The organism is Streptomyces indicus (genome assembly GCF_900100315.1).
In the GTDB taxonomy this organism is placed as follows: Bacteria; Actinomycetota; Actinomycetes; order Streptomycetales; family Streptomycetaceae; genus Streptomyces; species Streptomyces indicus.
In genome coordinates this window covers 342,870-367,344 of record NZ_FNFF01000001.1, presented here as the reverse complement: position 1 = coordinate 367,344, position 24,475 = coordinate 342,870, and the positions used below count along the sequence as shown (strand labels likewise).

Annotated in this window: 18 protein-coding genes; 11 read left to right on the top strand and 7 right to left on the bottom strand. The window is 71.4% G+C overall.

From position 1 onward, the window contains the following. Positions 1-16: 16 nt before the first annotated feature. From BLT97_RS01675 to BLT97_RS01635, 9 genes are all read left to right on the top strand, one after another. Positions 17-1,474 carry an amino acid permease gene (locus tag BLT97_RS01675; protein WP_093606826.1) on the top strand — a complete coding sequence of 486 codons (1,458 nt, stop codon included), beginning with the start codon at positions 17-19 and terminating at the stop codon, positions 1,472-1,474. Between the two features lie 204 nt (positions 1,475-1,678). Next, a complete protein-coding gene (locus tag BLT97_RS01670; RefSeq protein ID WP_245769087.1) occupies positions 1,679-3,100 on the top strand; it encodes an amidohydrolase family protein in 1,422 nt (473 codons plus the stop codon). A 254-nt stretch (positions 3,101-3,354) separates the two neighbouring features. Next, entirely contained in the window at positions 3,355-4,854 is a 1,500-nt protein-coding gene (locus BLT97_RS01665) for a nucleobase:cation symporter-2 family protein (protein ID WP_093606824.1), read from the top strand. A gap of 13 nt (positions 4,855-4,867) precedes the next feature. Then, on the top strand, positions 4,868-5,608 hold the full coding sequence (locus tag BLT97_RS01660; protein ID WP_093606823.1) for a GntR family transcriptional regulator: 741 nt from the start codon (positions 4,868-4,870) through the stop codon (positions 5,606-5,608). Between the two features lie 83 nt (positions 5,609-5,691). Then, positions 5,692-7,938: a molybdopterin cofactor-binding domain-containing protein gene (locus BLT97_RS01655; RefSeq protein ID WP_093606822.1), complete on the top strand. Its 2,247-nt coding sequence runs from the start codon at positions 5,692-5,694 to the stop codon at positions 7,936-7,938. A 75-nt stretch (positions 7,939-8,013) separates the two neighbouring features. Then, a complete protein-coding gene (locus BLT97_RS01650) occupies positions 8,014-8,943 on the top strand; it encodes an amidohydrolase family protein (protein ID WP_093606821.1) in 930 nt (309 codons plus the stop codon). An 87-nt stretch (positions 8,944-9,030) separates the two neighbouring features. Then, positions 9,031-9,774 carry an aspartate racemase/maleate isomerase family protein gene (locus BLT97_RS01645; protein ID WP_093606820.1) on the top strand — a complete coding sequence of 248 codons (744 nt, stop codon included), beginning with the start codon at positions 9,031-9,033 and terminating at the stop codon, positions 9,772-9,774. Continuing rightward, positions 9,761-11,215 carry a UbiD family decarboxylase gene (locus BLT97_RS01640; protein ID WP_093606819.1) on the top strand — a complete coding sequence of 485 codons (1,455 nt, stop codon included), beginning with the start codon at positions 9,761-9,763 and terminating at the stop codon, positions 11,213-11,215. Before BLT97_RS01645 ends, BLT97_RS01640 begins: the two co-directional genes overlap by 14 nt. After that, positions 11,206-11,766, top strand: coding sequence for a UbiX family flavin prenyltransferase (locus BLT97_RS01635; protein ID WP_093606818.1), 561 nt, complete (start codon positions 11,206-11,208; stop codon positions 11,764-11,766). The genes BLT97_RS01640 and BLT97_RS01635 overlap by 10 nt, the downstream gene beginning before the upstream one ends. Before the next feature lie 25 nt (positions 11,767-11,791). Here BLT97_RS01635 and BLT97_RS01630 read toward each other — a convergent pair whose 3' ends face one another. The 5 genes from BLT97_RS01630 to BLT97_RS01610 form a co-directional block, all read right to left on the bottom strand. Beyond that, positions 11,792-12,355 carry a hypothetical protein gene (locus tag BLT97_RS01630; RefSeq protein ID WP_093606817.1) on the bottom strand — a complete coding sequence of 188 codons (564 nt, stop codon included), beginning with the start codon at positions 12,353-12,355 and terminating at the stop codon, positions 11,792-11,794. A gap of 133 nt (positions 12,356-12,488) precedes the next feature. Then, entirely contained in the window at positions 12,489-13,130 is a 642-nt protein-coding gene (locus BLT97_RS01625) for a GNAT family N-acetyltransferase (RefSeq protein ID WP_093606816.1), read from the bottom strand. After that, the gene (locus tag BLT97_RS01620) at positions 13,127-14,296 is read right to left on the bottom strand and encodes a ThiF family adenylyltransferase (protein WP_245769086.1); all 1,170 of its coding nucleotides are present in this window, start codon (positions 14,294-14,296) and stop codon (positions 13,127-13,129) included. Before BLT97_RS01620 ends, BLT97_RS01625 begins: the two co-directional genes overlap by 4 nt. A 298-nt stretch (positions 14,297-14,594) precedes the next feature. Beyond that, positions 14,595-16,643, bottom strand: a complete 2,049-nt coding sequence (locus tag BLT97_RS01615; protein ID WP_093606814.1) for an ATP-binding protein — start codon at positions 16,641-16,643, stop codon at positions 14,595-14,597. A gap of 250 nt (positions 16,644-16,893) precedes the next feature. Continuing rightward, positions 16,894-19,962, bottom strand: coding sequence for an AfsR/SARP family transcriptional regulator (locus BLT97_RS01610; protein ID WP_176953595.1), 3,069 nt, complete (start codon positions 19,960-19,962; stop codon positions 16,894-16,896). Between the two features lie 212 nt (positions 19,963-20,174). Between BLT97_RS01610 and BLT97_RS01605 the strand changes: the two genes are divergently transcribed. Together BLT97_RS01605 and BLT97_RS01600 are read left to right on the top strand one after the other, a co-directional pair. Then, positions 20,175-20,585 carry a hypothetical protein gene (locus tag BLT97_RS01605; RefSeq protein ID WP_143041299.1) on the top strand — a complete coding sequence of 137 codons (411 nt, stop codon included), beginning with the start codon at positions 20,175-20,177 and terminating at the stop codon, positions 20,583-20,585. Positions 20,586-20,665: 80 nt separating this feature from the next. Then, complete coding sequence (locus tag BLT97_RS01600) at positions 20,666-21,202, top strand: Tat pathway signal protein (RefSeq protein WP_143041298.1); 537 nt, start codon at positions 20,666-20,668, stop codon at positions 21,200-21,202. Positions 21,203-21,317: 115 nt separating this feature from the next. Here the strand turns inward: BLT97_RS01600 and exaC are convergent, their stop codons facing one another. Together exaC and BLT97_RS01590 are read right to left on the bottom strand one after the other, a co-directional pair. Beyond that, positions 21,318-22,841 carry an acetaldehyde dehydrogenase ExaC gene (exaC, locus tag BLT97_RS01595; RefSeq protein ID WP_093607693.1) on the bottom strand — a complete coding sequence of 508 codons (1,524 nt, stop codon included), beginning with the start codon at positions 22,839-22,841 and terminating at the stop codon, positions 21,318-21,320. A 213-nt stretch (positions 22,842-23,054) separates the two neighbouring features. Then, entirely contained in the window at positions 23,055-24,308 is a 1,254-nt protein-coding gene (locus tag BLT97_RS01590) for a GAF domain-containing protein (protein ID WP_093606810.1), read from the bottom strand. Between the last annotated feature and the right edge of the window lie 167 nt (positions 24,309-24,475).

Genomic DNA, 24,475 nt, shown 5'->3' with positions numbered 1-24,475 from the left:
GAAGGGCTCCACAGCCATGTCCACACCCAGCGAATCCGCACCACCCGCCCCGGCCGGCTCCGACACCGAAGCCGACGGCGCCAGACCGGCTTCCGCCCCGGCCTCCGGTGAGGGCCTGGTCCGCTCCCTGACCCACCGCCAGACCACGATGATCGGCCTCGGCTCCGCCCTCGGCACCGGTCTGTTCCTCGGTTCCGGATCCGCGATATCCATCGCCGGGCCCGCCGTGATCGTCTCGTACGCGATCGGCGCGGTCCTCGTCGCCATCATCGCCGTACTGCTCGGCGAGATGTCCGCCGCCCACCCGGTCCAGGGCTCGTTCGGCACCGTGGCACACCGCTACCTCGGGCCGTGGGCCGGGTTCCTCAGCCGCTGGCTGTACTGGTTCAGCGCGGTCGTCGTCATCGGCACCGAAGTGGTGGCCTCGGCGCTGTACATCCGCTGGTGGTGGCCCGAAGTGCCCATGTCGGCGGCCATCCTCGCGATCGCCGCGGTGGTCCTCGCCGTCAACGTCATCAGCGTGAAATCCTTCGGCACCACCGAGTTCTGGCTCTCCACCGTCAAGGTGGTGGCCCTGTGCGCCTTCATCCTCTGCGCCGCCCTGCTCGTCTTCTTCGGGCTGCCGGACACGGAGGCCACCGGCCTCGCGCACCTCACCGACGACGGCGGCTTCGTCCCGCAGGGCGCGAGCGCGATCTGGGTGGCCATGGCCGTGGTGATGTTCGCGTACGCCGGCTTCGAGGTGGTGGCCATCGCCTCCGCCGAAGCGGCCGATCCGCAGCGCACCATCCGCACCGCGATGCGCCAACTGGCCTGGCGGCTCAGCTTCTTCTACCTCTTCGCCATCACCCTGGTCCTCGCCCTGATCCCGTGGCGCAAGATGGCGGACAGCGACGGCAGCGTCGAGGCGAGCCCGTTCGTGCGGGTCTTCACCGAGGTGGGCGTGCCCGCCGCGGCCACCCTCACCAACGCGGTCGTGCTCATCGCCGCGATGTCCGCCGCCAACGCCCACCTGTACGGCGCCTCCCGCCTGCTGCACTCGCTCGGCGGCGACGGCCTCGCCCCCGCGCCCATGGCCAGGCTCAGCCGGCGCGGCGTCCCGGCCGTCGCCCTCGCGGCCTCCACGCTCGGCATCGCGGCGGCGGCGCTGCTCGCCTTCTACGACGTGGGCGGACTCTTCGGCATCCTGATGTCCATCGCCCTCTTCGCGGTACTCCTCGTGTGGCTGCTGATCCTCGCGACGTACATCGCCTTCCGCCGCCACCGCGCCGCCCACCCGGGGGAGTTCACCGGCTTCAGCGTGCCGGCCGGCGGCAAGCTCGCGGTGCTGGCCGCGGCCGGGGTGCTCGCCGTGGCCGCCACGGCGGTGGAGGTGCCCGACATGCGGCAGGCGGCGGGCGTCGGCCTGGCGTTCACGGCCGTCCTGGGCGTCTGCTACTGGCTGACCGCGCAACGGCGGGCACGACAGAAGTAGCCCTGCGGCAAAGCGCCGAGCTCTGTCCCTGTGGCGGTCCGTGGTTCCTTCACGGCCCGCCGCAGGCGCGCGTCCGCCGAAGCCCCGCGGCCGTCCGGAGCCGCGCGATCCGGTAAGTCTCCTACACCCGTGAGGGGTTGACACTCCCGCGATCCACAATATGTTGCATGCAATATGAAGTCCGGCCGAGACCTTGGAGGCTCCGTGGGCTCCGTATCAGCTGTGCATTCCCCGCGCCCCTGCGACCTGCTCCTGACGGGCGGGCAGGTGCTCACCGTGGACGACGAGCGGAACGTCTTCGCGTCCGGAGCCGTCGCCGTGGCCGACGGACGCATCGTCGCCGTGGGCCCGGCGGCCGAGATCGAAGCCGCCTGGCGGGCCGAACGGACCGTGGACTGCCGCGGCAAGGCCGTCCTGCCCGGCTTCGTCGACGGCCACAGCCACCTCTTCCAGGCCCTGGCCCGCGGCCTCGGCGAGGGCCGCCCGATCTGGCCGTGGCTGTGCGAGTTCATGTGGCCGTACTCGATCGCGGTGGACGCCGAGGACGCCCGGGTCGCCGCCACGCTCGCCGCCGTGGAGGCGCTCCGCTCCGGCATCACCACGGTCGTGGACAACCACTACGCGCCCACCGATGCCGAAACGGTTCTCTCCGTGGCGGACGCCATCGAGCAGGCCGGCCTCCGCGGCGTCGTCGCCCGCGGAATGATCGGCCACAAGACCGCCGTTGCCGCCGCGCGCGGGCTGCCCGACGACCTGTTCCGCTACTCCGTCGCGCAGGAACTGGAGATCACCCGCGAGTGCATGCGCCGCAGGCCGCGCGGATCGGCGGTGGAGGTGTGGCCGGCGCCGCTCAACCTCGCCTACGTGGACCAGGAACTGGTGCGCGGCGCCGTGGAGTTGGCGCGCACGTGCGACACGAAATGGCACACCCACTGCAGCGAGGGCGCGAAGGATCCGGCGAGCTATCTGGAGGCGTACGGGATCCGGCCCGTCGAATGGCTCGCCCGTGAAGGCCTGCTCGACGCACGCACCACCCTCGCGCACGCGGTGTGGCTGGACGACGCCGAGATCAAGGCCGTCGGCGAACACGCCGCGGGCGTCGCGCACAACCCGTCCTCCAACGCCTACCTGGCCTCCGGTGTAATGCCGCTGCGCGCCCTGCGCGAGGCCGGTGCCGTCGTGGCGCTCGGCACCGACGGACCGAGCGCCGGGCACCGTCAGGACATGTTCGAGGTGATGAAGCAGACCCTGTTCGCGCAGCGCCAGCACACGCTCGATCCCGCGGTGGCGCGCTGCGAGGAGGCCTTGGAGCTGGCCACCCGCGAGGGCGGCCGGTACACCGGCTCGGGCGCGGGCGTGCTCGCGCCGGGCGCGCCCGCCGACCTCGCGGTGGTGGCGCTCGACCGGCCGCATCTGCGCCCGCTGCACCGCGCGGTGGCCGCCCTGGTCTACTCGGCGCGCGGCGGTGACGTGGAGCTGACCGTGGTCGGCGGCCGGATCGTGTTCGAGGACGGCCGCTGCACCCTCGTCGACGAGGAAGCGCTCCTCGAAGAGGCCCAGGAGCGGGCCGAACGGCTCGTACGGAGGGCCGGGTTCCAGGCCCTCACCCCCGCCTGGCACCACTGACACCGACGGACCGGTCCGGCCGGCCCGGCGCCGTGCGGCCCCGCCGGCGCCGGGATCGGACCCGGTCCGCACACCCTTCCGTGGCGCGCCGCCCTCCGTGCGGCCGGGCCACGGCCTCCTGCGTCCTGGCGGCCCCGGCGCCGCAGACACCCGCCGGCGGCAGCACTGGTCGCCGCCCGGCCCGGCCGTCCGTCCACGGCCCCGGTAAGTGCGCACGAGTCAACACCCGCCGAGCGGGTGGAGGGAGAACGCACATGTCCGACAAGGAAGTTCAGGGCGGGGCGGGGCAGTCCGCGGCCCACAGGGAGAAGGGCCTCGCGGCCCACAAGGAGAAGGGCCCCGCGGCCCACAGGGAGAAGGACCCGGTCGAGGCCGTGCCGGCGCCGTGGCGGCTGGCCGTCTACGGGCTCCAGCACGTGCTGGCCTTCTACGCCGGGGCGGTGGTGATGCCGCTCCTGGTCGCCGAAGGACTCGGCATGCAGGGCAAGGACATCGCCCTGCTCGTCAACGCCTCACTGCTCACCTGCGGTCTGGCCACGCTCCTTCAGTCCGTCGGGCTGCCCGGGATCGGAATCCGGCTGCCCGTCGTCCAGGGCACCTCGACCACCGCCGTGCCCTCCCTGGTGTCGGTGGGACTCGCGGCCGGCGGCGCGAAGGCGGGGCTGCCGACGGTGTTCGGCGCGGTGATCGCGGCAGGCCTCGCGCTGTTCGTCGTCGCCCCGGTGTTCAGCAAACTCGTCCGCTTCTTCCCGCCGCTGGTCACCGGCACGATCGTGACCATCGTCGGCATCACGCTGCTGGCCGTCGCCGCACGCCAGGTCGGCGGCGGCGACCCGAGCCAGGACTCGTTCGGCTCGCCCGCGCACCTGGGGCTCGCCGCCGTCACGCTCGTGGTCATCCTGTTGCTGCACAAGATGTCCCGGGGCTTCCTCGCCACGGTCGCGGTCCTGGTGGGCCTGTTCATCGGCACGATCGTGGCGGCCGTCGCCGGCTTCACCGACTTCTCGCGGATCGGCGACGCACCCTGGCTCGGCACGGCTTCGCCGCTGCACTACGGGGCGCCCCGCCTCGACGCCATCGCCGTGCTCTCGCTCTTCCTCGTGATGGTCATCATCGCCGTGGAGTCCATCGGGCAGTTCTTCGCCGTGGGGGAGATCGTCGACCGGCGCGTGGAAGGGAAGGACGTCACCCGCGCCCTGCGCGCCGACGGGCTGGCCACGGCCGCCGCGGGGGTGCTCAACTCCTTTCCCAGCACGGTCTATTCGCAGAACATCGGCCTGATCCGGCTCACCCGCGTGAAGTCCCGGTGGATCGTGGCCTCCTCCGGCGTGATCATGATGATCCTCGGGCTCGTGCCGAAGGTCGGGGCCGTTGTCGCCGCCATGCCCTCGCCGGTACTCGGCGGTGCGACCATCGTGCTCTTCTCGACCATCGCCGTGGTGGGCGTGCAGATCCTGGTCCAGGCCGACCTGACCGACCAGCGCAACACCATCCTGGTCGCCGCCAGCATGGGCATCGGCTTCCTGCCCACGGCCTTCCCGCAGTTCGCCGAGCAGATGCCCGGCCGCCAACTGCACGCCCTGTTCGAGAGCGGCATCATCCTCGGGACGATCACGGCCGTCCTGCTCAACCTCTTCTTCCACCATCTGCGGATCCCTGCCCTCCGCTCGCGGAGGAATCACACGCGGGACGACGGGCCCATTGACCCGCCCGAACATTACATGCAACATGTAAGTCCAACGGGCAAGCAGTGAGGGGGAGTTGGAGATGAGCGCACAGCGCGCGGTGAATCCGGTCGCGGCCGGCAGCCTGCTCGCCGACCAGGCGTACGAGGAGCTCAAGAGCGCCGTGCTCGCCAACCGGCTGCGGCCCGGCGACGCTCTCTCCGTGCCCGCCCTCGCGGCCCAGCTGAACATCAGCCGCAGCCCGGTCCGCGAGGCCGTCCAGCGCCTCATCCACGACGGCCTGGCCACGCACGTGCCGCACAAGGGCGCGGTCGTTGCCACCGTCGACGTGGAGGACGTACGCCAGCTGTACGTGGTCCGCGAGGTGATGGAAGGCTTGGCGGCGCGCCTGGCCACCGAGCGCCTCGACGCCACCCGCGTCGCCCAGCTGCGCGAGCTCCTGGAGCGCCACGAGCAGGAGATCGGCACGGGCGTGGACGAGCGCACGCACATCGAGATGGACATGGCCTACCACCGCACGATCCGCGAGGTGGCGGGCAATGACCACCTGACCGCGGCCCTGGACGCCATCCAGGGCAAGGCCCACCTCGCGCTGCACCAGCTGTGGCGCGGCCAGGAGGCCTCGCGGCTCGCGGTCGCCGAGCACCGCCGCATCTTCGAGGCGATGACCTCCGGCGACCCGGACGCGGCGGACCTCGCGGCCCGCGACCACATCCGCAAGCTGCGCATCCGCCTCTCGCAAGGGGTCGCCTCCGGGCCCTCGGCGCCGCAGTCCGGCCCGGCGTCCGGGCGCGGACGCGGTGGGGTCCGGCCCGTCGACTAGGGCGCGCGGGACGCCTTCGCGGCGTCCCGCGCACGGCTCGCACCACGCTCGACTCCCGTTCGGCAGAAGGGAAGTGAACGACCGTGAGCACCGCCACCACCACCTCGGGCAGCCGGGTCCGCGACGGAGTCGGCAGCAGCACCCGCCGCCCCGACGCCCGCCTCAAGGTCAAGGGCGACTTCGCGTACTCCTCCGACCTCCAGGCCGACGGCATGGTGTGGGGCGCGACCCTGCGCTCCCCGCACCCCAGCGCCCGTATCGTCCGCATCGACGTGACGCCGGCGCTGCGGCTGCCCGGGGTGGTGGCGGTGCTCACCCACGAGGACGTACCGGGACAGCCCCGGTACGGCATGAAGGTCGCCGACCAGCCCGTGCTCGCCGCGGACGTGGTCCGCTACCAGGGCGAGCCGGTGGCCCTCGTGGCCGCCGACCACCCCGAGACGGCGCGGCGGGCCCTCGCGCTCATCGACGTCGCGTACGAGGAACTGCCCGCCCTGACCGACCCGGAGGAGGCGCTGCGCGACACGGGCCTCCTCGTGCACGCCGAGCGCGTGGACGGCAAGCAGGGCAATGTCGTACGGCACGTCCGCATCCGCCACGGCGACCCCGACCGCGCCCGCGCCGAGGCCGAGGTCGTGGTCAGCGGGTACTACGAGGTCGGCATGCAGGACCAGGCCTTCCTCGGTCCCGAGTCGGGCCTCGCGATCCCGGCCGAGGACGGCGGCGTCGACATGTACGTCTCCACCCAGTGGCTGCACGACGACCAGCACCAGATGTGCGCGGCCCTCGGCCTGCCCCCGGAGAAGGTGCGCCTGACCCTGTCCGGCGTGGGCGGCGCGTTCGGCGGGCGCGAGGACGTGTCCGTGCAGATCCACGCGGCGCTGCTCGCCCTGCACACCGGCCGGCCCGTGAAGATGAGCTACGACCGCGAGGAGTCCTTCTTCGGCCATGTGCACCGCCACCCGGCGCGCATGTGGTTCGAGCACGGGGCCACCCGCGACGGCCGCATCGTCTTCGTGAAGGCGAAGCTGCTCTTCGACGGCGGGGCCTACACCTCCACCTCACAGATCGTCATCGCCAACGGCTCGTACTTCGCGGCCGGCGCCTACGAGGTGCCGCACGCCGAGATCGACGGCTACTCCGTGTTCACCAACAACCCGCCCTGCGGCGCCATGCGCGGCTTCGGCGCCGTCCAGTCCTGCTACGGGGTCGAGTCCAACCTCGACAAGCTGGCGCGCGAACTGGGCATGGACCCGGTGGAGTTACGGCTGCGCAACGCGATGACCACCGGCACGGTCCTGCCCACCGGCCAGGCGGTCGACGGCCCGGCGCCCGCCGCCGAACTCCTGCGCAGGCTGCGCGACCGCCCGCTGCCGCCCGCGCCCGAGGGCACCTTCGGACTGCCCGGCGGACTGAACAACACCAGCCGGGGCGAGGGCGTGCGGCGCGGTGTCGGTTATGCGATCGGCGTCAAGGCCATCGGATTCTCCGGCGGCGTGGACGACCGCTCCGTGGCCCGGGTGCGCCTCGCCCTCGCGGGCGGCGAGCCGGTGGCCGAGGTGCACACCGCTGCCGCCGAGTGCGGCCAGGGCATCGTCACCGTGCAGGCCCAGATCGTACGGACGGAACTCGGCGTGGAGCGGGTCGTGGTCCTCCCCGCCGACACCCAGGTCGGCGACGCGGGCTCGTCCTCCGCATCGCGCATCACCTGGATGAGCGGGGGAGCGGTGCAGGGCGCCTGCAAGGCGCTGCGCGAGCGGCTCGACGCACTCGGCGACGCACCGCTCGCCGAACTCCTGGACCGGCACGGCCCGTTGGAGGAGGAGTACGAGTACGCCCACCGCCGTACCCACCCCATCGACGATGAACGCGGCCAGGGCGACGCCCACATCGCGTTCGCCTTCGCCGCCCACCGCGCCGTGGTCGACGTGGACACCGAACTCGGCCTGGTCAAGGTGGTCGAACTCGCCACCGCCCAGGACGTCGGCAAGGCGATGAACCCGCTCGCCGTCGAGGGCCAGATCGAGGGCGGCAGCGCGCAAGGGCTCGGCCTCGCGGTCATGGAGGAACTGCGCGTCGTAAACGGCCGGGTGCGCAACCCGTCGTTCACCGACTACCTGATCCCCACCATCGCCGACATGCCGCACGTCCCCATCGACCTGCTCGAACTTCCGCACCCCGACTCGCCCTACGGCCTCAACGGCGTCGGCGAGCCGCCCACCCTGTCCTCCACGCCGGCCATCGCGAACGCCCTGCGGGCCGCGACCGGCCTGGAGCTGCCGAAGGTGCCGGTGCGGCCCGAGGACATCGTCCAGACGGAGAGGGGGTGAGGCGGGCCCTGCCCTGGGTCCCCCAACGGTCCACCACAGCACACGGTTGGCACCAGATGGGAAGGAAGCACGACCTTGATCATCGACACCCACATGCACCCGACGAACATCGTCGACCAGGCGTGGCGGCACGACGGCTCCCCGTTCACCGGTGAGCGCACGCTGGAGATGATGAACGGCCCGTACATGATCAACGGCAAGCCGCGCCGCATCGACTACGGTTGCATCATGCCGCCCCCCGGCAACTCGGTCTGGCAGGACGGGATGCGCACGGGCCGCGAGGGCATCCGCGACTACATGTCGTACATCACCGAACTGGTCACCACCTACCCCGACCGGTTCATCGGGAACTTCATGTACAACCCGCGCTTCGGGCCCGAGAACGGCGCGAAGGAGCTGGAGTTCCACGTCAAGGAGTACGGCTACAAGATGGTCAAGCTGCATGCCAACATGCACGCTTACCGCCCGGACCGGGCCCTCGACTGGCTCCGGCCCGTCCTTCGGGTCTGCGACGAACTGGGTGTCGTCGTCCTCATCCACACCGGCGACGGGCCGTACTCGATCCCGACGCAGTTCTATCCGATCATCCGCGAGTTCAAGGACGTCAACTTCATCCTGGCGCACTTCGGGGTGCAGACGGGCGGCGTCTACTGCTTCGAGGCGCTCTACATGATCCTCGACTCGCCCAATGTGTACGGGGAGTCCGGCTGGCTGCTCCAGTCGCGGATCGTGGAGTTCGCGCAGCAGATGGAGCGGCACCAGCTCGTCTTCGGCACCGACTCGCCGCCGAACGAACCCGGCATGTGGGCCCGCGAGCTCGAGGTCCTGTGCGGCCCGCCGCCGCAGGGCATGCACCTGTCCGAGGAGGACTTGGAGGGCTACCTCGGCAACAACATGGCCAAGCTCCTCGGCCTCAAGCCCACACCGCCGCCGCGTAACCAGGAGGAGGCGCAGCTGCGCCTGAAGGACACGTACGCGTCGCTGGACACGGTCGCCCGCACCTGACGCGACCGCACCGGGGTGCGGGTGGCCGGCCGGGGGGACCGGCCGCCCGCACCCAGCCCCGTGACCGTCCCTTCTCCTGGAGCCCACATGCAGCGCATCGGACACCTCCTGCCCGCCACTTCGCTCGGCGCCGACCGCTGGACCGGCCAGATCTGCGCACCGGTCCAGGTCGACATCGCCCACCCCGGAGCCCGCGCGTCCCTGCCCGAGATCCAGTACGGCCCCGGCCTCACGCCCCGGCACGCGGCCGAACTCCAGCGCGGCGCCGCACAGTTGGCGCAGGCCGGCGCCGACGTCATCGTGTGGCACGGCACCTCCGCCGGACTCGACGGCTCCGCGCACGGCCGCGCCGTGGCCCGCGTCATCGAGCGCACCGCCGGTGTGCGGGCCTCCACCGTGACCCTCGGCCAGATCGACCTGCTCGCCCGCGCGGGCCTGCACTCGATCGCCCTCGTCACCGCGGGCTCCCCGGAGACCGCGGGCCGGATCGCGGACACCTACCTCGCCGCGGGCCTGCGCATCGCCTCCGTCACCGCGCTCGGCCTCACCACCCCGCGTCAGGCCGCCGAACTCCCGGTCTCGCGCGTACGTCGCCTGCTCCTCGACGCGGACACGGCCGACGCGCAGTGCCTGGTCGTCGCGGGCACCGAGCTGCCGGTCGCGCCCGTCGCCGCCCTGGTGGAGCGCGAACTGGGCAAGCCCGTCCACGACGGTGCGCGCATCGCGGTACGCACCGGACTCGACCTCCTCGGCACGGCGGTCGAATCGCCCGCCTGGGGCGGCCTGTTCACCGGCGGGGTGCACGCGGGGGTCTGCTGTGACACCCACTGAGTCCGCCCGGCGCACCGGCCAGGACCTGCGCGCCCACCTCGCCGCCTACACCGCGGAGCACCCCGAGGACGTGCTGACCGTCGAGGAGGAACTGGGCGGGCCCGACGTCGCGGCCCTCGTCGCCGAACTCGCCGCGCGCGGCCGTGACCCGCTGCTCGTCTGCCGGAAGGTGGCGGGTCTGTCCGGCACCCCGCTCGTCACCAACCTCTTCGCCTCGCGGCGCCGCGTCGCCCGTCTCCTCGGCACCGACCCGGCCGGACTGCACCGCGCCTACCAGGCCGCTGCCGCCCGCCGCGTGGAGCCGCGTGTGCTGCCGACCGGGCCCGTGCTCGACACGGTCACCGAGGGCGAGGCCGTCGACCTCACCGCGCTGCCGCTGCTGCGCCACTTCGACTCGGACCGCGGCCCCTACCTCACCAGTGGAGTCATCACCGCTGAGGCGCCGAAGCAGACGCCGGAGCAGACCCCGGCGCAGGCACCGGAACAGACCCTGGCGCGGACTCCGGCGCGGGCCGGCAACCTCAGCTACCACCGGGCCCTGGTGCACAGCCGCACCGAACTCGCCACGAGCCTGCACTCGCGCGGCCACCTGTGGCAGCTGCTCCGCCTGGCCGAGGAGCGCGGGGAGGTGCTGCCCGTGGCCATGGTCGTCGGCGCACACCCGCTGTTCCACCTCGCCGCCTCCGCCCGCGTCGGCCCCGACGTGGACGAACGCACCCTGGCGGGCGGCCTGTTGGGCGAGCCCCTGGACGTCGTACGCACCCCACGGCACGGCATCCGGGTGCCCGCGAGCGCCGAACTCGTCCTCGAAGGCGTCATCGACCCCGCGCGGTCCGCGCCCGAGGGCCCCTTCGGCGAGTTCTCCGGCTACTCCTCCGACCGGTCGACGAACAATGTCCTCACCGTGCACAGCGTGCTGCGCCGCCGCGACCCGCTCCTGTTCGACATCGTGGGCGGCAACAGCGACGAACACCTCAACCTGGCCCGGATCCCGCGCGAGTCGGAGATGGCCGAGCAGCTCATGAGCCGCTTCCCCGAGGTCACGGCCCTGCACTACCCGACCTCGGGCACACACTTCCACGCGTACGTGGCGCTGCGCCGGACCCGCCCCGGCCAGGCCCGGCAGATCCTTCTGGCGCTGCTCGGCTGGGATCCGTATCTGAAGACGGTGGTGGCGGTGGACGAGGACGTGGACGTGACCCGGGACGAGCAGGTCCTGTGGGCGCTCGCCACCCATCTCCAGCCGCATGCCGACGTGTTCACCGTCGACGGCCTGCCCGGCAGCCCCCTCGACCCCTCGTCGACCCCGGACGGCACGACCTCGCGCATGGGCCTCGACGCCACCCGCGGACCGCACTTCGACGCCGTGCGCATCCGCACCGACCCGTCCCGCACGGACCGGGCCCGGGCCCTGCTCGACCGGATCGCCTCATGCGCCTGATCGTCGGGATGACCGGCGCCACCGGAGCCGTCTACGGGGTGCGGCTCCTGGAGGCGCTGCGCGCGCAGCCCGACGTGGAGACCCACCTCGTCCTCACCCGCTGGGCCCGCACCACGATCGAGCTGGAGACCGGACGCAAGGTGGCCGAGGTCCTGAAACTCGCGGACGTCGTGCACCGGCCCGGCGACCAGACGGCCGCCGTCTCCTCGGGCTCGTTCCGCACCGGCGGCATGGTGATCGTGCCGTGCAGCATGAAGACGCTGGCCGGGATCCGGGCGGGCTACGCCGACGGCCTCGTGGGCCGGGCGGCAGACGTGGTGCTCAAGGAGCGCCGCCCCCTGGTCCTGGTCCCGCGCGAGAGCCCGCTGCACGAGATCCACCTGGAGAACATGCTGGCCCTCGCCCGCATGGGGGCCCGCATCGTGCCCCCGATGCCGGCGTTCTACCAGCGCCCGCGCACGGTCGACGACCTGGTCGACCACACGGTCGCCCGGATCCTGGACCAACTCGGCCTGCCCGGCCCGGAGGTGGAGCGATGGGAGGGCGGGTAGCCGCGCGGCTACCCGTGCGGGGGTTTCACTTCCACACGGCGTACGCCTCGTCCTCGCTGCTGCGCACCAGCCCGCCCTTGTTCCACTCGACCTTCTTGGGCTCCGCCGTGGAGCCCGTGTCGGAGAGGTAGATGGTGCATCCCTCGTAGCTCGCTCCGGCCGGTGCCTTCCCGAACTCGGCGGCGGCGGGCTCGTCGATGCACTTCTCGAACTTCGGAGCTTCCTTGTAGCGGGGCTTGCCGTCCGCGCCCACCTCGATCTCGGGGAAGCTCGCCATGATGTTCAGCTGTGTCAGCAGACCGCCGTCAGCCGTGACGTCGAAGGAGGGCCCGTCCACCTTCCCGGCCTCCGTCTTCGTCACCCGGTAGCGGACGTAGTACGGCGTACGGCCCTGGTACTCGGCGGCGTCCTCCAGGACCGACAGATCCCCGGACGTCCCGGCCTCCACGCGCAGGACGCTGACTTCCAGGTTGTCCTTCGTCGCCTTCTCGCCGTAGGAGAGCTCCTCCGTGTCGGAGCCGGAGCACCCGGTGAGCGCCGCGGCGGCGAGAGCGGTGGTGAGGAGGGCGATTGCGGTACGGGTGTTCACGGTTCTCCCAGGGATAGGTCCTGTGCCGGCCGTACGCCGAGGCGCGGCATCCGCCGGCCGGTCGGGCAAGCGCTCCAACCGGCTCACCAGACACGGACGTTGATCCCTGCCGCGCAGTTCCCCCCCCGCCTGCTCAGCGGCCCGTCGGTACCGGTGCGGACGAGGCCGGTGCGCCCGCCGGGCGCGGCACGGACGCGTGCAGCACGGCCTGTTCGGCCGGGGTGGCCTGCCGGATCCACTCGGGCGCAAGCGCCGCGTACGTCGTGACGTCGTGCCACCGGCCTTGGGTGTGGAACAGCTCCCGCAGCGTGGCCTCGGGCCGCAGCCCGGCCGCGAGCATCACCTCCCGCATCCGGGTGTGGTCGGCGCGGTGCCCGGCCCAGATGCGGTGCAGCCCCAAGTGCCCGAAGCCGTACGCCATGAGGAGCCGACCTGCCTCGTGCCCGTGGCCGCGCACGGGGGCGTCGGGCAGCAGGACCAGGCCCGTGAGCATGGCGTTGCGCCCGTACTCCTCGACCAGCAGGCCCATGGTGCCGACCATGACGTCCTGGCCCGGCGGGCAGACTGCCAGGGTGTGCTTGCGCCGCGGATACGTGTAGGGCTGGGCCAGGTGCTGCGCGAAGGCGTCCTGGGCCTGCCGGGAGTCCATCCGGTCGATCCCGAGGTAGCGGGTGAGGACACGGTGGGTGTGGATGCGTTCGAAGGGAGCGAGGTCGGTGGCGCGCAGTTCGCGCAGCCACAGGTGTTCGCCGTGGAGTTCGGGGAGGTGGTTCACCGGCCCGCCCCCGCCGGGACGAGCGCGGCATCGACGGCGCCGACGAGCTGCTCGAGATCCACGTAGAAGCGGCCCGAGGACACCGGCGCGCCGAGCAGGATGCGGCGCGCGGCGTCGGTGACGAGGGCGCCGCCCAGCATCACCCCGCTGGCCAGCTGCGGCCAGCTGGACAGGCTGTGCCCGATCCGGCCGAGCGCGTCCTGCATGGCGGGGCTCAGCCGGTGCTCGTCGCACAGGCGCAGCAGGAGGGCGAGCGCGTCCGCCGGGGCGAGCCGCCGGACGTCCTCGGCGGTCAGATCGCCGCCGCGGCCGTGGAACAGCGGCCGGTCCGGCTCGAGGTCGAAGCGCTCCACGTCCACGAGCCCCCGGTCGTTGGTGTCCATGAGCACGGGGATACGGCGGCGCCGCGCCGCCTCGCGTGCGGCCACCTTCACCCAGAGCGTGTCGCACTCCTCGATCACCAGGTCGAGCCGGCGGTCCGCGGGGCCGAAGAAGGAGTCGATCGTGTCCTCGGTCAGGCCCTCGTGCCACAGCTCGATGTCGAGATAGGGATCGATCTCGTACATCTGCCGTGCGCACAACACCGTTTTGGGCAGGCCCAGTTCGTGCACGCCGGCCCGCAAGCGGTTCAGATTGCTCAGGCCGAGGGTGTCGAAGTCGGCCAGGCGAAACGATCCTGCGATGCCTTCCATTGCGCAGGTGAGCGCCGCGCTGTTGCCCACGGACAGTCCGATCACGCCGATGCGGCGCGTGAGCAGTCGCTGCTGCTGGGCGGCGGTGATCTTGTCCCGGTTGCGGTCGGTGCGCACCCGCCGGAACTCCTCGCGGGGCAGCACGTGCACCAGCCGCCCGGACCACGGGTACCAAACCCAGGTCCCGTAGCGGCTCGGCTCGACGCCACCGGTGAACTCGGCGACAGCTCGCTCCAGTTGGCGGCCCGTCAGAGATTCGTGCGGGCGCAGGCAGCGCACCAGCTCCGCCAGTTGCTCGTCGATGCGGTCGTGCCGCTCGCGTACGGACCCGGAATCGAGCAGGGCGTCGAGGACGGCGCGGTCCTCCCGCTCGGCGGGGTTCAGCAGTGCGGGCCGGACGGAGTCCTCCGGCCCCGTAGGAATCGGCAAGGGCGACTCGGGGTCTCCCGGACCTTCGGGAAGCGCATTGATCACGAGGCCGGAAGCTACCAGCGCGCGCCCTTTGAAACCCTTTGTCGCGGACGGTGCGCGCAGTCGAAATCCTGCGCGGCACTTCACTACCGCGCGCCCCCCTGTGCCGACGCGCTCCCGAAGGCGACTTCGCCCAGGCGGCACAAGGCTTCACGCACCCGCACACCCGTACCTGTGAAGATCACACCGGCGGAGCAGACGGGTGACCGCCCGGAAAAGTCGTCTCGTAGGCCCGCGTCGCGCCGCAGGGGTGAACGCGAACGCCTGCTCCCCGGCTGCGCGTTCGAGCGCGCGCCGCTCCCTACAGCGGTGACTCGCCCCCTGCCGCCCAGGCGAGCATCTCGCCCGGGTCGGCGTGGGCGGCCTCGCTGCGGTACGACTCGTAGGTGCCGGCGCCCACCAGCCTGCGGGCGAGGTCCTCGCCCGCCTCGCGCAGCGGCGCCACGTCCGGCGCGCCCCGCTGCGGGTGACCCACCGCGTCCCACAGCCGCTGTCCGGCCCCGGAGGCGAGCGCCGCGGAATGACCGTCCCCGTTGGCGGAGAACGCCGCGGCCAGCATGTCGAGCCCGAGGGCGATGCCGAAGGTGTCGCCGATCTGCTGCTTGGCGTGCAGCATGGAACGGGCGTATTCCAGGGAGAGTTCGCTCTTGCGCTCGCGCAGGGCGATAACGCACATCTGGTAGTCGGCGTACGAGCGGATCCAGTGCTCGCCCATGGCCACGCACTCCGCGCGCAGCGAGGTGGCCGCCGCCAGGCTCTCCTCCAGCCGCCCGAGCCCGGTGAGGGCGAACAGGCGCAGCATCCGGCACATCATCACGGCCTGGGCAGCGGGCTCCTCCTCCGCCGCATGCTCCTGGGCGCCCGCCCCGGCCCCCCGGCCCTCCGCGCCCTTCGACCGCGCGTACTCCAGCGCATGCTCCAGGAGGTCGAGACTCGGCTGCGGATTGCCCTGCAACAGATCGCTCATCGCCTGCAGATAGGCGGCGCGCAACAACGCCGTCGCGTCCTCCGTGGCGCGCGCACCGGCCAGGCACTGGCGGGCCATGTGTGTCCCGGTGGCGTGATTGCCCTGGAGCAGATGGGTCAACCCCAGCGCCCACACCGCCCGTTGGCGCACCGGACCCTGCCGGTCGCTCGCCTTCAGGGTGCGCGAGAGGTAGAGCTGCGCGGTGTGCGCGTGCCCGCAGCAGGTCCAGTAGAAGCCGGTCAGCGTGGCCAGTTCGAGTGCCGCGTCGGTGTCGTGGGCGAGGAAGTGGTCGAGGGCCGCGCACAGATCGGGGTGCGCCTCCTTGATGGTGCGGTACCAGCCGGTCTGCTCGGCGCTGGTCCACGTGGCGTCCGCCTGCCGCGCCTGCGCGAGGAAGTACGAGGCGTGCGTCTGCGCCATCGTGTCCAGCTCACCGAGCTCGGCGAGCCACAGCCGACCGTACTCGCGCACGGTGTCGAGCAGCAGATGGCGCCCGCGGCGCTCGGTCACGACGGACTTGTCCACCAGACCGGCCAGGGCCTCCTGCACGTCCAGCGGGGACAGCGGCCCGCCGGAACACAGGGCCACGGCCAGGGGTTCGTCGAAGTGCCCGTGCACGATGGAGAGCCGGGCCCACAGCAGGCGCTCCGCCGGGGTGCACAACTCGTGGCTCCAGCCCAGGGCGGTGCGCAGCACGTCGTGCCGGCGCGGCATCAGTGGGCGCACCTCGTCCGCCGCCCGGCTCAGCTCGTGCCGCGGGCGACGCAGCAGCTCCTCGATGCTGCTGTGCCGCAGCGCCCCCGCGGCCAGCTCCAGCGCCAGCGGCAGCCCGTCGAGATAGGTGCACAGCTCGGTGACCTGGTTCAGATCCCCGGGCTCGGGAACATGACCGGACTCCGTGGCCCGCCGCAGAAACAGCTCGGCGGCATCCGTGGCACAGGGCAACGGCTGGACCGCGGCGACGAACTCCTCTTCGAGATGCAGCAGTTCACGGCTGGTCGCCACGATCCGCAACTGCGGGCACTGGTCCAGCAGAACCCGCACCAGATTGCGGGCCGCTGCGAGCACATGCTCACAGGAGTCGAGCACCAGGAGCAGCTCGCGCTCGCCGATCCAGTCGCAGATCACGTCCAGCGGCATCCTGGGGGTGTGGTCCGACAGCCCGCACGCGTCGGCCACCAGCGGCGCGAGCAGCCCTTCGTCCCGTAACTGCCACAGATCCGCCCAGCAGGCGTTCGCCGCATCCGTCACCAGGCCGAGGTCCACCAACTGCCGCGCCAGCCGCGACTTGCCGACCCCCGCGACACCGGTCAACGTCACCAGCCGCTGCGACTTCAACGCATCCTGCAACTCGGCCAGTTCACGCTCGCGCCCTACGAACACAGCCCCATCCTTTCCGTACCCCACACGAGGCTCCCGTCCCGGCGCACCTGCCTCCGTGAACGAAAGCGTGCAGGCATCCTGGCAGCCTCGGGGCCGTCGTGGAATGGCAATGGCGGATGGGGCGGGGAGGGGGCTTTCCGTCCGGAGGGCGTCGGCGAGGTGCCAAATGGCTTTGCATGGCATCACGTTGGTCCGCGCCTCGTCCCGGATCAGGGTGCAGCCGGTGCCTGACGGTGAGGCCGTCGCCGCATCAGACGGCAGATGCGGCCGAGGGGGAGTGGCGCCCGTTGACCCTCGCCTCCACATCGTCGGCCTGCGGCATGCCCAGCTCCCGGTAGATCACCAGCGCCTGGTGCCAGAATTCCCGGCTCGCCTCGCGGTCGCCGAGTGCGGAGTGGAGGTCACCGATGCCCGCAAGTGCGTGGGCCCGAAGGTCGCGCTGAGCGGACCCGACGTCGACGGTCAGCGCCTCCTCGTGGAGCCGGAGCGCCTCGATCGGGTCGCCCGCAGCATCGTGCGCCTCGGCCAGCGCGCTGAGTGTTGCCATGACCTCCTCCAGGTCGCCCACGTCCCGAGAGATCTGCAGTGCGGTGTCGAGATGGCGTAGCGCCGACTCGTGATCCCCTTGGCGGCGGTGCACGACGCCAAGCGTCCGCATCGCGGTGCCTTCGAGGCTGCGGTGACCGGCGTTGCGCGCCGTCACCAGGGCGCGATGTGCGTAGTCCAGTGCCTCTCGGTGACGACCGGCCGCGGCATTCACATCCGCCAGACCGCACAGCGTGTTCGACTCGCTCGCTTGGTTCCCGTTCTCCCGCGCGATGGCCAGCGCCTGCTCGAACAGTTCGAGAGCCTCGTCGGACCTGCCCAGAATGTGCAGGATACGTGCGAGGTTGTTCGTGGCCGGCGCGCGCAGGCGCTGGTGGACGCTGTACTCCTCGTAGAGGGTCAGTGCCTGGCGGAAGCAGTCCGCCGCTGCCGACAGGTTCGACTGCCGCCAGTTGCCGACGCCGAGGTTGTTCAGGGTCGCTGCCTGCAACGATCGGTCGCCGACCTGCCGGTACAGGGCCAGTGCCCGCTCCAGGTGATCAATCGCCGGTGACAGGGCTCCCGTTCTGAGTGCCGCGGCCCCGAGCACCCGTCGGGCATTGGCCTCGGCCTTGATATCGCCCAGAGCCTCGGCGGCATGGAGTGCGCGTGTGTGCAATACCATGGCGTCGTCGTGGAATCCGCCGATGTTGAGGTAGCGCCACACCGTGTCGGACATTCTGATCACGTAGTCCGGCTCGGCGTGCTGTGTGGCAGCGAGCAGGTGGGCGCGTTCGCTGTCCAGCCAGCCGAACGCCGCGTGGTAGTCGCCGAATGCCGGTGTCTCGGCGTCCGCCGCGGGGGCTTCGGGCCGACGTTCGGCCTCGTGCGGGGCGATGGCGTCCATCGCGGCGGATGCGGTGGCGAGGTAATAGGCGAACAGCCGGTTGAGCGGTCCCTTGCCGTCGCCGGCGGTTTCGGCGAGTTCGGTGGCGTAGACACGCAGCAGGTCGTGCAGCTGGTAGCGGCCCCCGGGAGTCTGCTCCACGAGATGGGCGCGTACCAGAACATCGAGAGCCTTGCGCGTGTCCCGCAGCCCGGTCCCGGTCATCGCCGCCACCGCGTAGGCGTCTGTGTCGTGTCCGGGATGCACACCGAGCAGCCGGAAGGTCCGCGCTACGGGTGGCGAGAGCTGCTGGTACGACCAGGAGAACACCGCGCGCACCGCCGTCTGTGGGTCTCCCTCGACGTCCAGCAGGTCCAAGGCGGCCTGCTCGGCCAGCTCCTCGGCCAGGTCGGCGACGGTACGGGCCGGTCGTGAACGGACCAGCTCCGCCGCGATCCTCAGGACCAGCGGCAGTCTTGCGCACCGCTCGGCCAGGGAGTCGATCGCGGCCTGTTCGGTGTCGGCGTACGCGCCGAGCAAAGTGCGCAGCAGGCCGGCGGCATCGGCCTGCGGCAGCCGGTCGAGCCCGATGCGGTGCGCGCCCTCCCTGGCGACGAGCCCCGCCAGCGAGTCACGACTGGTCACCAGGGTGAAGCAGGACACGCCGGCCGGCAGCATCGGACGCACTTGGTCCACGGTGCGGGCGTTGTCCAGCAGCACCAGCATGCGGCGCCCGCTGACCAGCGAGCGGAAACGGGCCGCGCGCTCGGCGAGATCTTCGGGGATCGCGGCGCCGTCCAGCCCGAGCGCACGGAGAAAGCCGGCCAGCGCATCGGCCGCCGACACCGGGGCGTCCGGCCCGTAGCCACGCAGGTCCACATAGAGCTGGCCGTCCGGGAATCGGTCGCGCATCAGATGCGCCCACCGCACCGCCAGCGCTGTCTTGCCGACCCCGGCGGTGCCGACCACGATGGCGATGACCGCGGTTGAGCCGGCGGACAGCAGACCGTCCAGTTCGTCGAGCTCAGCGTTCCGGCCGACGAAACCCCGGACGTCGAGGGGCAGATGGGACGGGATCGCACCGGCGCGGTCGGCGGCGGCGCCCATGCCGGGCGAGACAGGGGCAGGCGCAGGTGCCGCTGCCGACACGAGCGCCGGTGCGGGCCCCGGGCGCATGGCGGGGCTCAGCTCTGTGTCCCCGGCGAGGATTGCCTCGTGCAGCTGCTGCAGGTCACGGCCGGCATCGACGCCCAACTCCTCGCTGAGGATGCCGCGTACGTGCCGGTAGTGGGCGAGGGCGTCGGCCTGCCGGCCGCAGCGGTACAGGGCGAGCATGTATTGCGCGGCCAGCCGCTCATCCATCGGATGCGCTGCGCAGTGTTCGGCCAGTGCGGGAAGCAGTGCGGCGTGTTCGCCGAACCGCAGTCGCAGGTCGTTGCGGTCCAGTTCGGCCGCCCACCGCTCCTTGCGGAGCGTGTTACGGGCCGTGTTGAACCACGGGGTGTCGGCACTCGCGAACGGCTCTTCCCGCCACAGGGCCGCCGCCTCATCGAACAGGGCCAGAGCTTGCGCGTCCTCCTCCGCCCGCCGCGCCAGCACGAGCAGCCGGCGGAATCGGTGCAGGTCGACGTTCTGCTCGTCAGCGGTGAGCACGTACCCTCCGCCCGACCCCCGGGCGATCACCCCCGGCAGGAGGCGGCGCAGCCGGGACACGTACCCGTACAGGGTCTGCGTCGCACACTGCGGTGGCTTGTGCCCCCAGACCCGCTGCACGAGCTGTTCGACCGTCACCGGTCGGTTGACGTCCACGAGAAGGGAAGCCAGCACCGTCTGCTGCCGTGCAGGTCCGAGCTCGACCGGTCCGGTCGCCGTCCGTGCCTCGACACCGCCCAGCAGCAGAAACTCCACACCCAGCCCCCCGCCTGTGCCGCTCGGCCGAGACACGGCCGTACCTGCGGATTCTAGGTTTCCTGCAGGGTTGTTGCACGATGGCTCGTCAGGTTTGTGCCTGCCGCCGCGACACCGGCAGCCGTCCATGGCCTGCCTGCACGGGGGGCAGGCAGGCCAGTGGGCCCCGCGCGGCACGTACTCAATGGACAAAGCCGAGGAGTTGATTCGTTGTGCGCACTCAATCGAAGGTGGCCAAGCGGACGGCGGTGACGGCGGCTGCGGCGGCCGCGCTCATCGCTGCTGGGCTGGCCACCGCCCCCACTGCCACAGCCGGGAACTACAACGGATGCGGCTGGCCTCGAGTCTGCTTCTACCTGACCGACAGTGACTGGAACAACGGCCGGCCCACAGCCGCGTACCAGGACGTCACCAGCTCCTACCAGGACCTCGGCTCCAAGAGCTACGGCGCCAACTATGTCCGCAACACCCGCAACGACGACCGGGTCTACCTGCGCGTTCACGACAAGTACAGCGTGACCTACTACTGGTGTCTGCCCCCCAACAGTACGTTCCACTTCAGCGACGACGTCAGGGTGAGCGGCATCAAGATCCAGACCCAGTCCGCATGCCCTTCGACCTGAAACTCAGGCTCAACAGAGCTCCAGGCTGTCCGGACACTTCTGCCGCACCCGCGGCACGCACACCAACCATGGGGGAGCACGTGAAGAAGAAGATCCTTGCCGGCCTTGCCGCCCTGGGCATTGCGCTGACCGCATCCACTGTTCCTGCCGAGGCCAAGACATCGGACGGATGGATCCGCGGATACGACGGGTACGGCGACGATCTGGACGACGAGGGGATGCTCAACATGTCCACCTTCGCGAACTCGAACGCCACCTGCTTCTGGCAGAAGATCCTGTGGGCCGAGGGCGCCGAATACAACAGCGACGGCGACAAGTTCACGTTCCGCATGGTCGACGGCATTTTCGGCCCGAAGACCGCGCAGGCGACCGAGGATCTGAACTTCCGGATTCGGAAGGTGAGCAGCACCTCCGCAACGAAGGAGATCTTCTTCTATATGGGAAACAAGCTCGTCCAGACCGGAGGGTCAACCGCTCGCGGCAAGGATCTGTACCTGGAGTTCCGGGGCGAATCCTATACATTCAGGATCAAGCGGAACTCGGAAGGCAAGTACACCTTCGATGACCGGAACGGGAATCACGTACAGGCGGGATACCGGTATCGGACCTGCCAGTAGGCCGCCGGTACGGTCTCGCTGCTGTCGGTGAGGTGCGCCTCGCCTTGCCCGGCGGGAGGGTGAGCGCAGGGTGCCCGCCGGGGGAATTCCCGGGCGGGCACCCTGTGTCGTGGTTCTAAAAGAAGCCCAGCCTCTCTGCCGAGTACGACACGAGAAGGTTCTTCGTCTGCTGGTAGTGGTCCAGCATCATCTTGTGGTTCTCGCGGCCGATGCCCGACTGCTTGTAGCCGCCGAAGGCCGCGTGGGCCGGGTACGCGTGGTAGTTGTTCACCCAGACGCGGCCCGCCTGGATCGAACGGCCCGCGCGGTAGGCGGTGTTGGCGTCGCGGGTCCATACTCCCGCGCCGAGGCCGTACAGCGTGTCGTTGGCGATCTTGATGGCGTCGTCGTAGTCGTTGAAGGACGTGACCGAGACGACCGGGCCGAAGATCTCCTCCTGGAAGATCCGCATGCGGTTGTCGCCCTCGAAGATCGTGGGCTGCACGTAGTAGCCACCTGCCATGTCGCCGGCGTAGTCGATGCGCTGGCCGCCCGTGAGGACCTTCGCGCCCTCGCGCTGGCCGATGTCCAGGTAGGAGAGGATCTTCTCCAGCTGGTCGTTGGAGGCCTGGGCGCCGATCATCGTGTCCGTGTCCAGCGGGTGGCCGGTCTTGATCTGTTCGGTGCGGGCGATGGCCGCGTCCAGGAACTCGCTGTAGTGGCCGCGCTGGATCAGGGCGCGCGAGGGGCAGGTGCAGACCTCGCCCTGGTTGAGGGCGAACATCGTGAAGCCCTCGAGCGCCTTGTCGCGGAAGGCGTCGTCCTGCGACCAGACGTCGTCGAAGAAGATGTTGGGGGACTTGCCGCCGAGTTCGAGGGTGACGGGTTTGATGTTCTCGGAGGCGTACTGCATGATCAGGCGCCCCGTCGTGGTCTCGCCCGTGAAGGCGACCTTCGCCACGCGCGGGCTGGAGGCCAGGGGCTTGCCGGCCTCCGCGCCGAAGCCGTTGACGATGTTCACCACGCCCGGCGGCAACAGGTCGGAGATGAGCGAGAGCCAGTAGTGCACGGAGGCCGGGGTCTGCTCGGCCGGCTTGAGGACCACCGCGTTGCCGGCCGCCAGGGCCGGGGCCAGCTTCCAGACCGCCATCAGGATCGGGAAGTTCCAGGGGATGATCTGCGCGACGACGCCGAGCGGCTCGTGGAAGTGGTACGCGATGGTGTTCTCGTCGATCTCGCTGAGCGAGCCCTCCTGCGCGCGGATCGCCCCGGCGAAGTAGCGCAGGTGGTCCACGGCGAGCGGGATGTCGGCGGCGAGTGTCTCGCGTACCGCCTTGCCGTTCTCCCAGGACTCGGCGACCGCGAGCTTCTCCAGGTTCTCCTCGGTACGGTCCGCGATCTTGTTGAGGATGTTGGCGCGTTCGGTGGTGGAGGTGCGGCCCCACGCGGCCGCGGCGGCGTGCGCGGCGTCCAGGGCGCGCTCGACGTCCTCCGCGGTGCCCCGTGCCATCTCCGTGAAGGGCTGTCCGTTGACCGGGCTGGGGTTCTCGAAGTACTGGCCGCGGGCGGGCTTCACGTACTCCCCGCCGATGAAGTGCTCATAGCGCGACGCGTAGTCGACGATCGCTCCGTCGCTGCCGGGTGCGGCATAACGGGTCATCTCGGTGGCCTCCCGGATCTCCTGCCGACCGCCGTCGGACGGCAGTACCGCGCTGCCCTCGTCGGACAGCACCGCGCCGTCCGCCGTCGGACGGCGCTGCCCGGGACGCTAGGGGTGCGGAGGTTGCAACCACGTTGCGGAGGACCGGCCGCGGTCGCCGGATGCGGCGGACTGCCCGCGGTATGGTGCGGCCGACTGCCCGCGGTCATACGGTCAGGCCGACTGCTCGCGGTCGAGCGCCCGCACCTCGGCCTGGACCCCGGCCCGCGCGGACCGCGGACTGGCTCCCGCGAGCGCCTGCCACACGTCGAGGTCCTCGCCGCCCCACGGGCTGCGCACCCAGTCGGTGAGCAGCTGCGGATCCGCCCGGTCCACCAGGGCCGCCCGCAGACCGCGGTCGAGCCGCTCGCGCAGCCGTACGATCTCGGGCGCGCTCGACGAGGGCAGCAGCGGACCGCCGTACGCGCCCATCGCCCCCGACACCGCACCCGCCCCGAGCCGCCGCTCGACCAGCAGGAAGTCGGCCTCGACGGGCGAGGTGAGGCGGTAGGGGCGCGAGGCCAGGAGATCCGCGCCCAACAGGGCGCGCAGGCGCGAGAGTTCGGCCCGCAGGGTGACGGGTGACATCGACTCGTCCTCGTAGAGCGCGAGCAGCAGCTGGTCGCCCGTGAGCCCTTCGGGGTGGCGGGCGAGCAGGGTGAGGAGTTCGCTGTGGCGTCGGCTCAGGCGCAGTTTGCGGCCGTGGGCCACGAGCAGCGCCTCGTCGCGGCCGAGGGCGTGCAGCGTGATCGTCTCGGGGGACTGCGGGGGCTGTTCCAGGGCCAGTTGGGCCTCGGCGGCACGCGCCACGGCCTGGACGAATGCGAGGCTGTGCGGGTGGGCGAGGGGCGTCCCGCCGGTGATGTCGACGGCGCCGAGTAGCCGCCCGGTGTGCGGGTGGTGGACCGGTGCGGCGGCGCAGGTCCAGGGCTGGACCGGCCGGCTGAAGTGCTCGGCGGCGAATACCTGCACCGGCCGGTCCACGGCCACCGCCGTCCCCGGCGCGTTGGTGCCCATCGCGGACTCGGCCCAGCGGGCACCCGGCACGAAGTTCATCCGCCCGGCCCGTCGCCGCGTCAGCGCATGTCCCTCGACCCAGAGCAGCCGGCCCTGCGCGTCGCACACCGCGAGCAGGTGCTCGCCGTCCATCGCGTACGTCGAGACCAGCTCGCGCATCAGCGGCATCACGCGGGCCAGCGGATGCTCCGCGCGGTACGCGCCCAAGTCCGCTTCGGCCAGCTCGACTTCGGCGGTGCACTCGGGGCTGACGTGGGCGCGGGCGGAGCGCCGCCACGAGTCGGCCACCACCTGCCGCACCGGGCGCTCCACCCGCCCGGCCGTGGTGAACGCCGTATGGGCGCGGCGCAGCGCACGCGTCCGCTCGGCCGGGTCGGTGCCCGGCGCGAGGGCCACCCAGGGATCGGTCAACTCGGCCTCCGTGGCGTACCGGTGCGGTTGCCGCCATCGTCGCCCCGACCGGGGCAACCGGCAACAGGTCGCGCGCACGGGCAACCGGCAACTGGTCGCGCGTACGCGGGTAACCGGCAACTGGTCGCGTGCACGCGGGTAACCGGCGTCGCACACGCGGGCAACTT

Bases quoted from the DNA above. Each gene is read 5' to 3' on its own strand.
- BLT97_RS01660 (WP_093606823.1), top strand. From the start codon at position 4,868: ATGAGCGCACAGCGCGCGGTGAATCCGGTCGCGGCCGGCAGCCTGCTC.
- BLT97_RS01645 (WP_093606820.1), top strand. From the start codon at position 9,031: ATGCAGCGCATCGGACACCTCCTGCCCGCCACTTCGCTCGGCGCCGAC.
- exaC (WP_093607693.1), bottom strand. From the start codon at position 22,841: ATGACCCGTTATGCCGCACCCGGCAGCGACGGAGCGATCGTCGACTAC.
- BLT97_RS01665 (WP_093606824.1), top strand. From the start codon at position 3,355: ATGTCCGACAAGGAAGTTCAGGGCGGGGCGGGGCAGTCCGCGGCCCAC.
- BLT97_RS01675 (WP_093606826.1), top strand. From the start codon at position 17: ATGTCCACACCCAGCGAATCCGCACCACCCGCCCCGGCCGGCTCCGAC.
- BLT97_RS01635 (WP_093606818.1), top strand. From the start codon at position 11,206: ATGCGCCTGATCGTCGGGATGACCGGCGCCACCGGAGCCGTCTACGGG.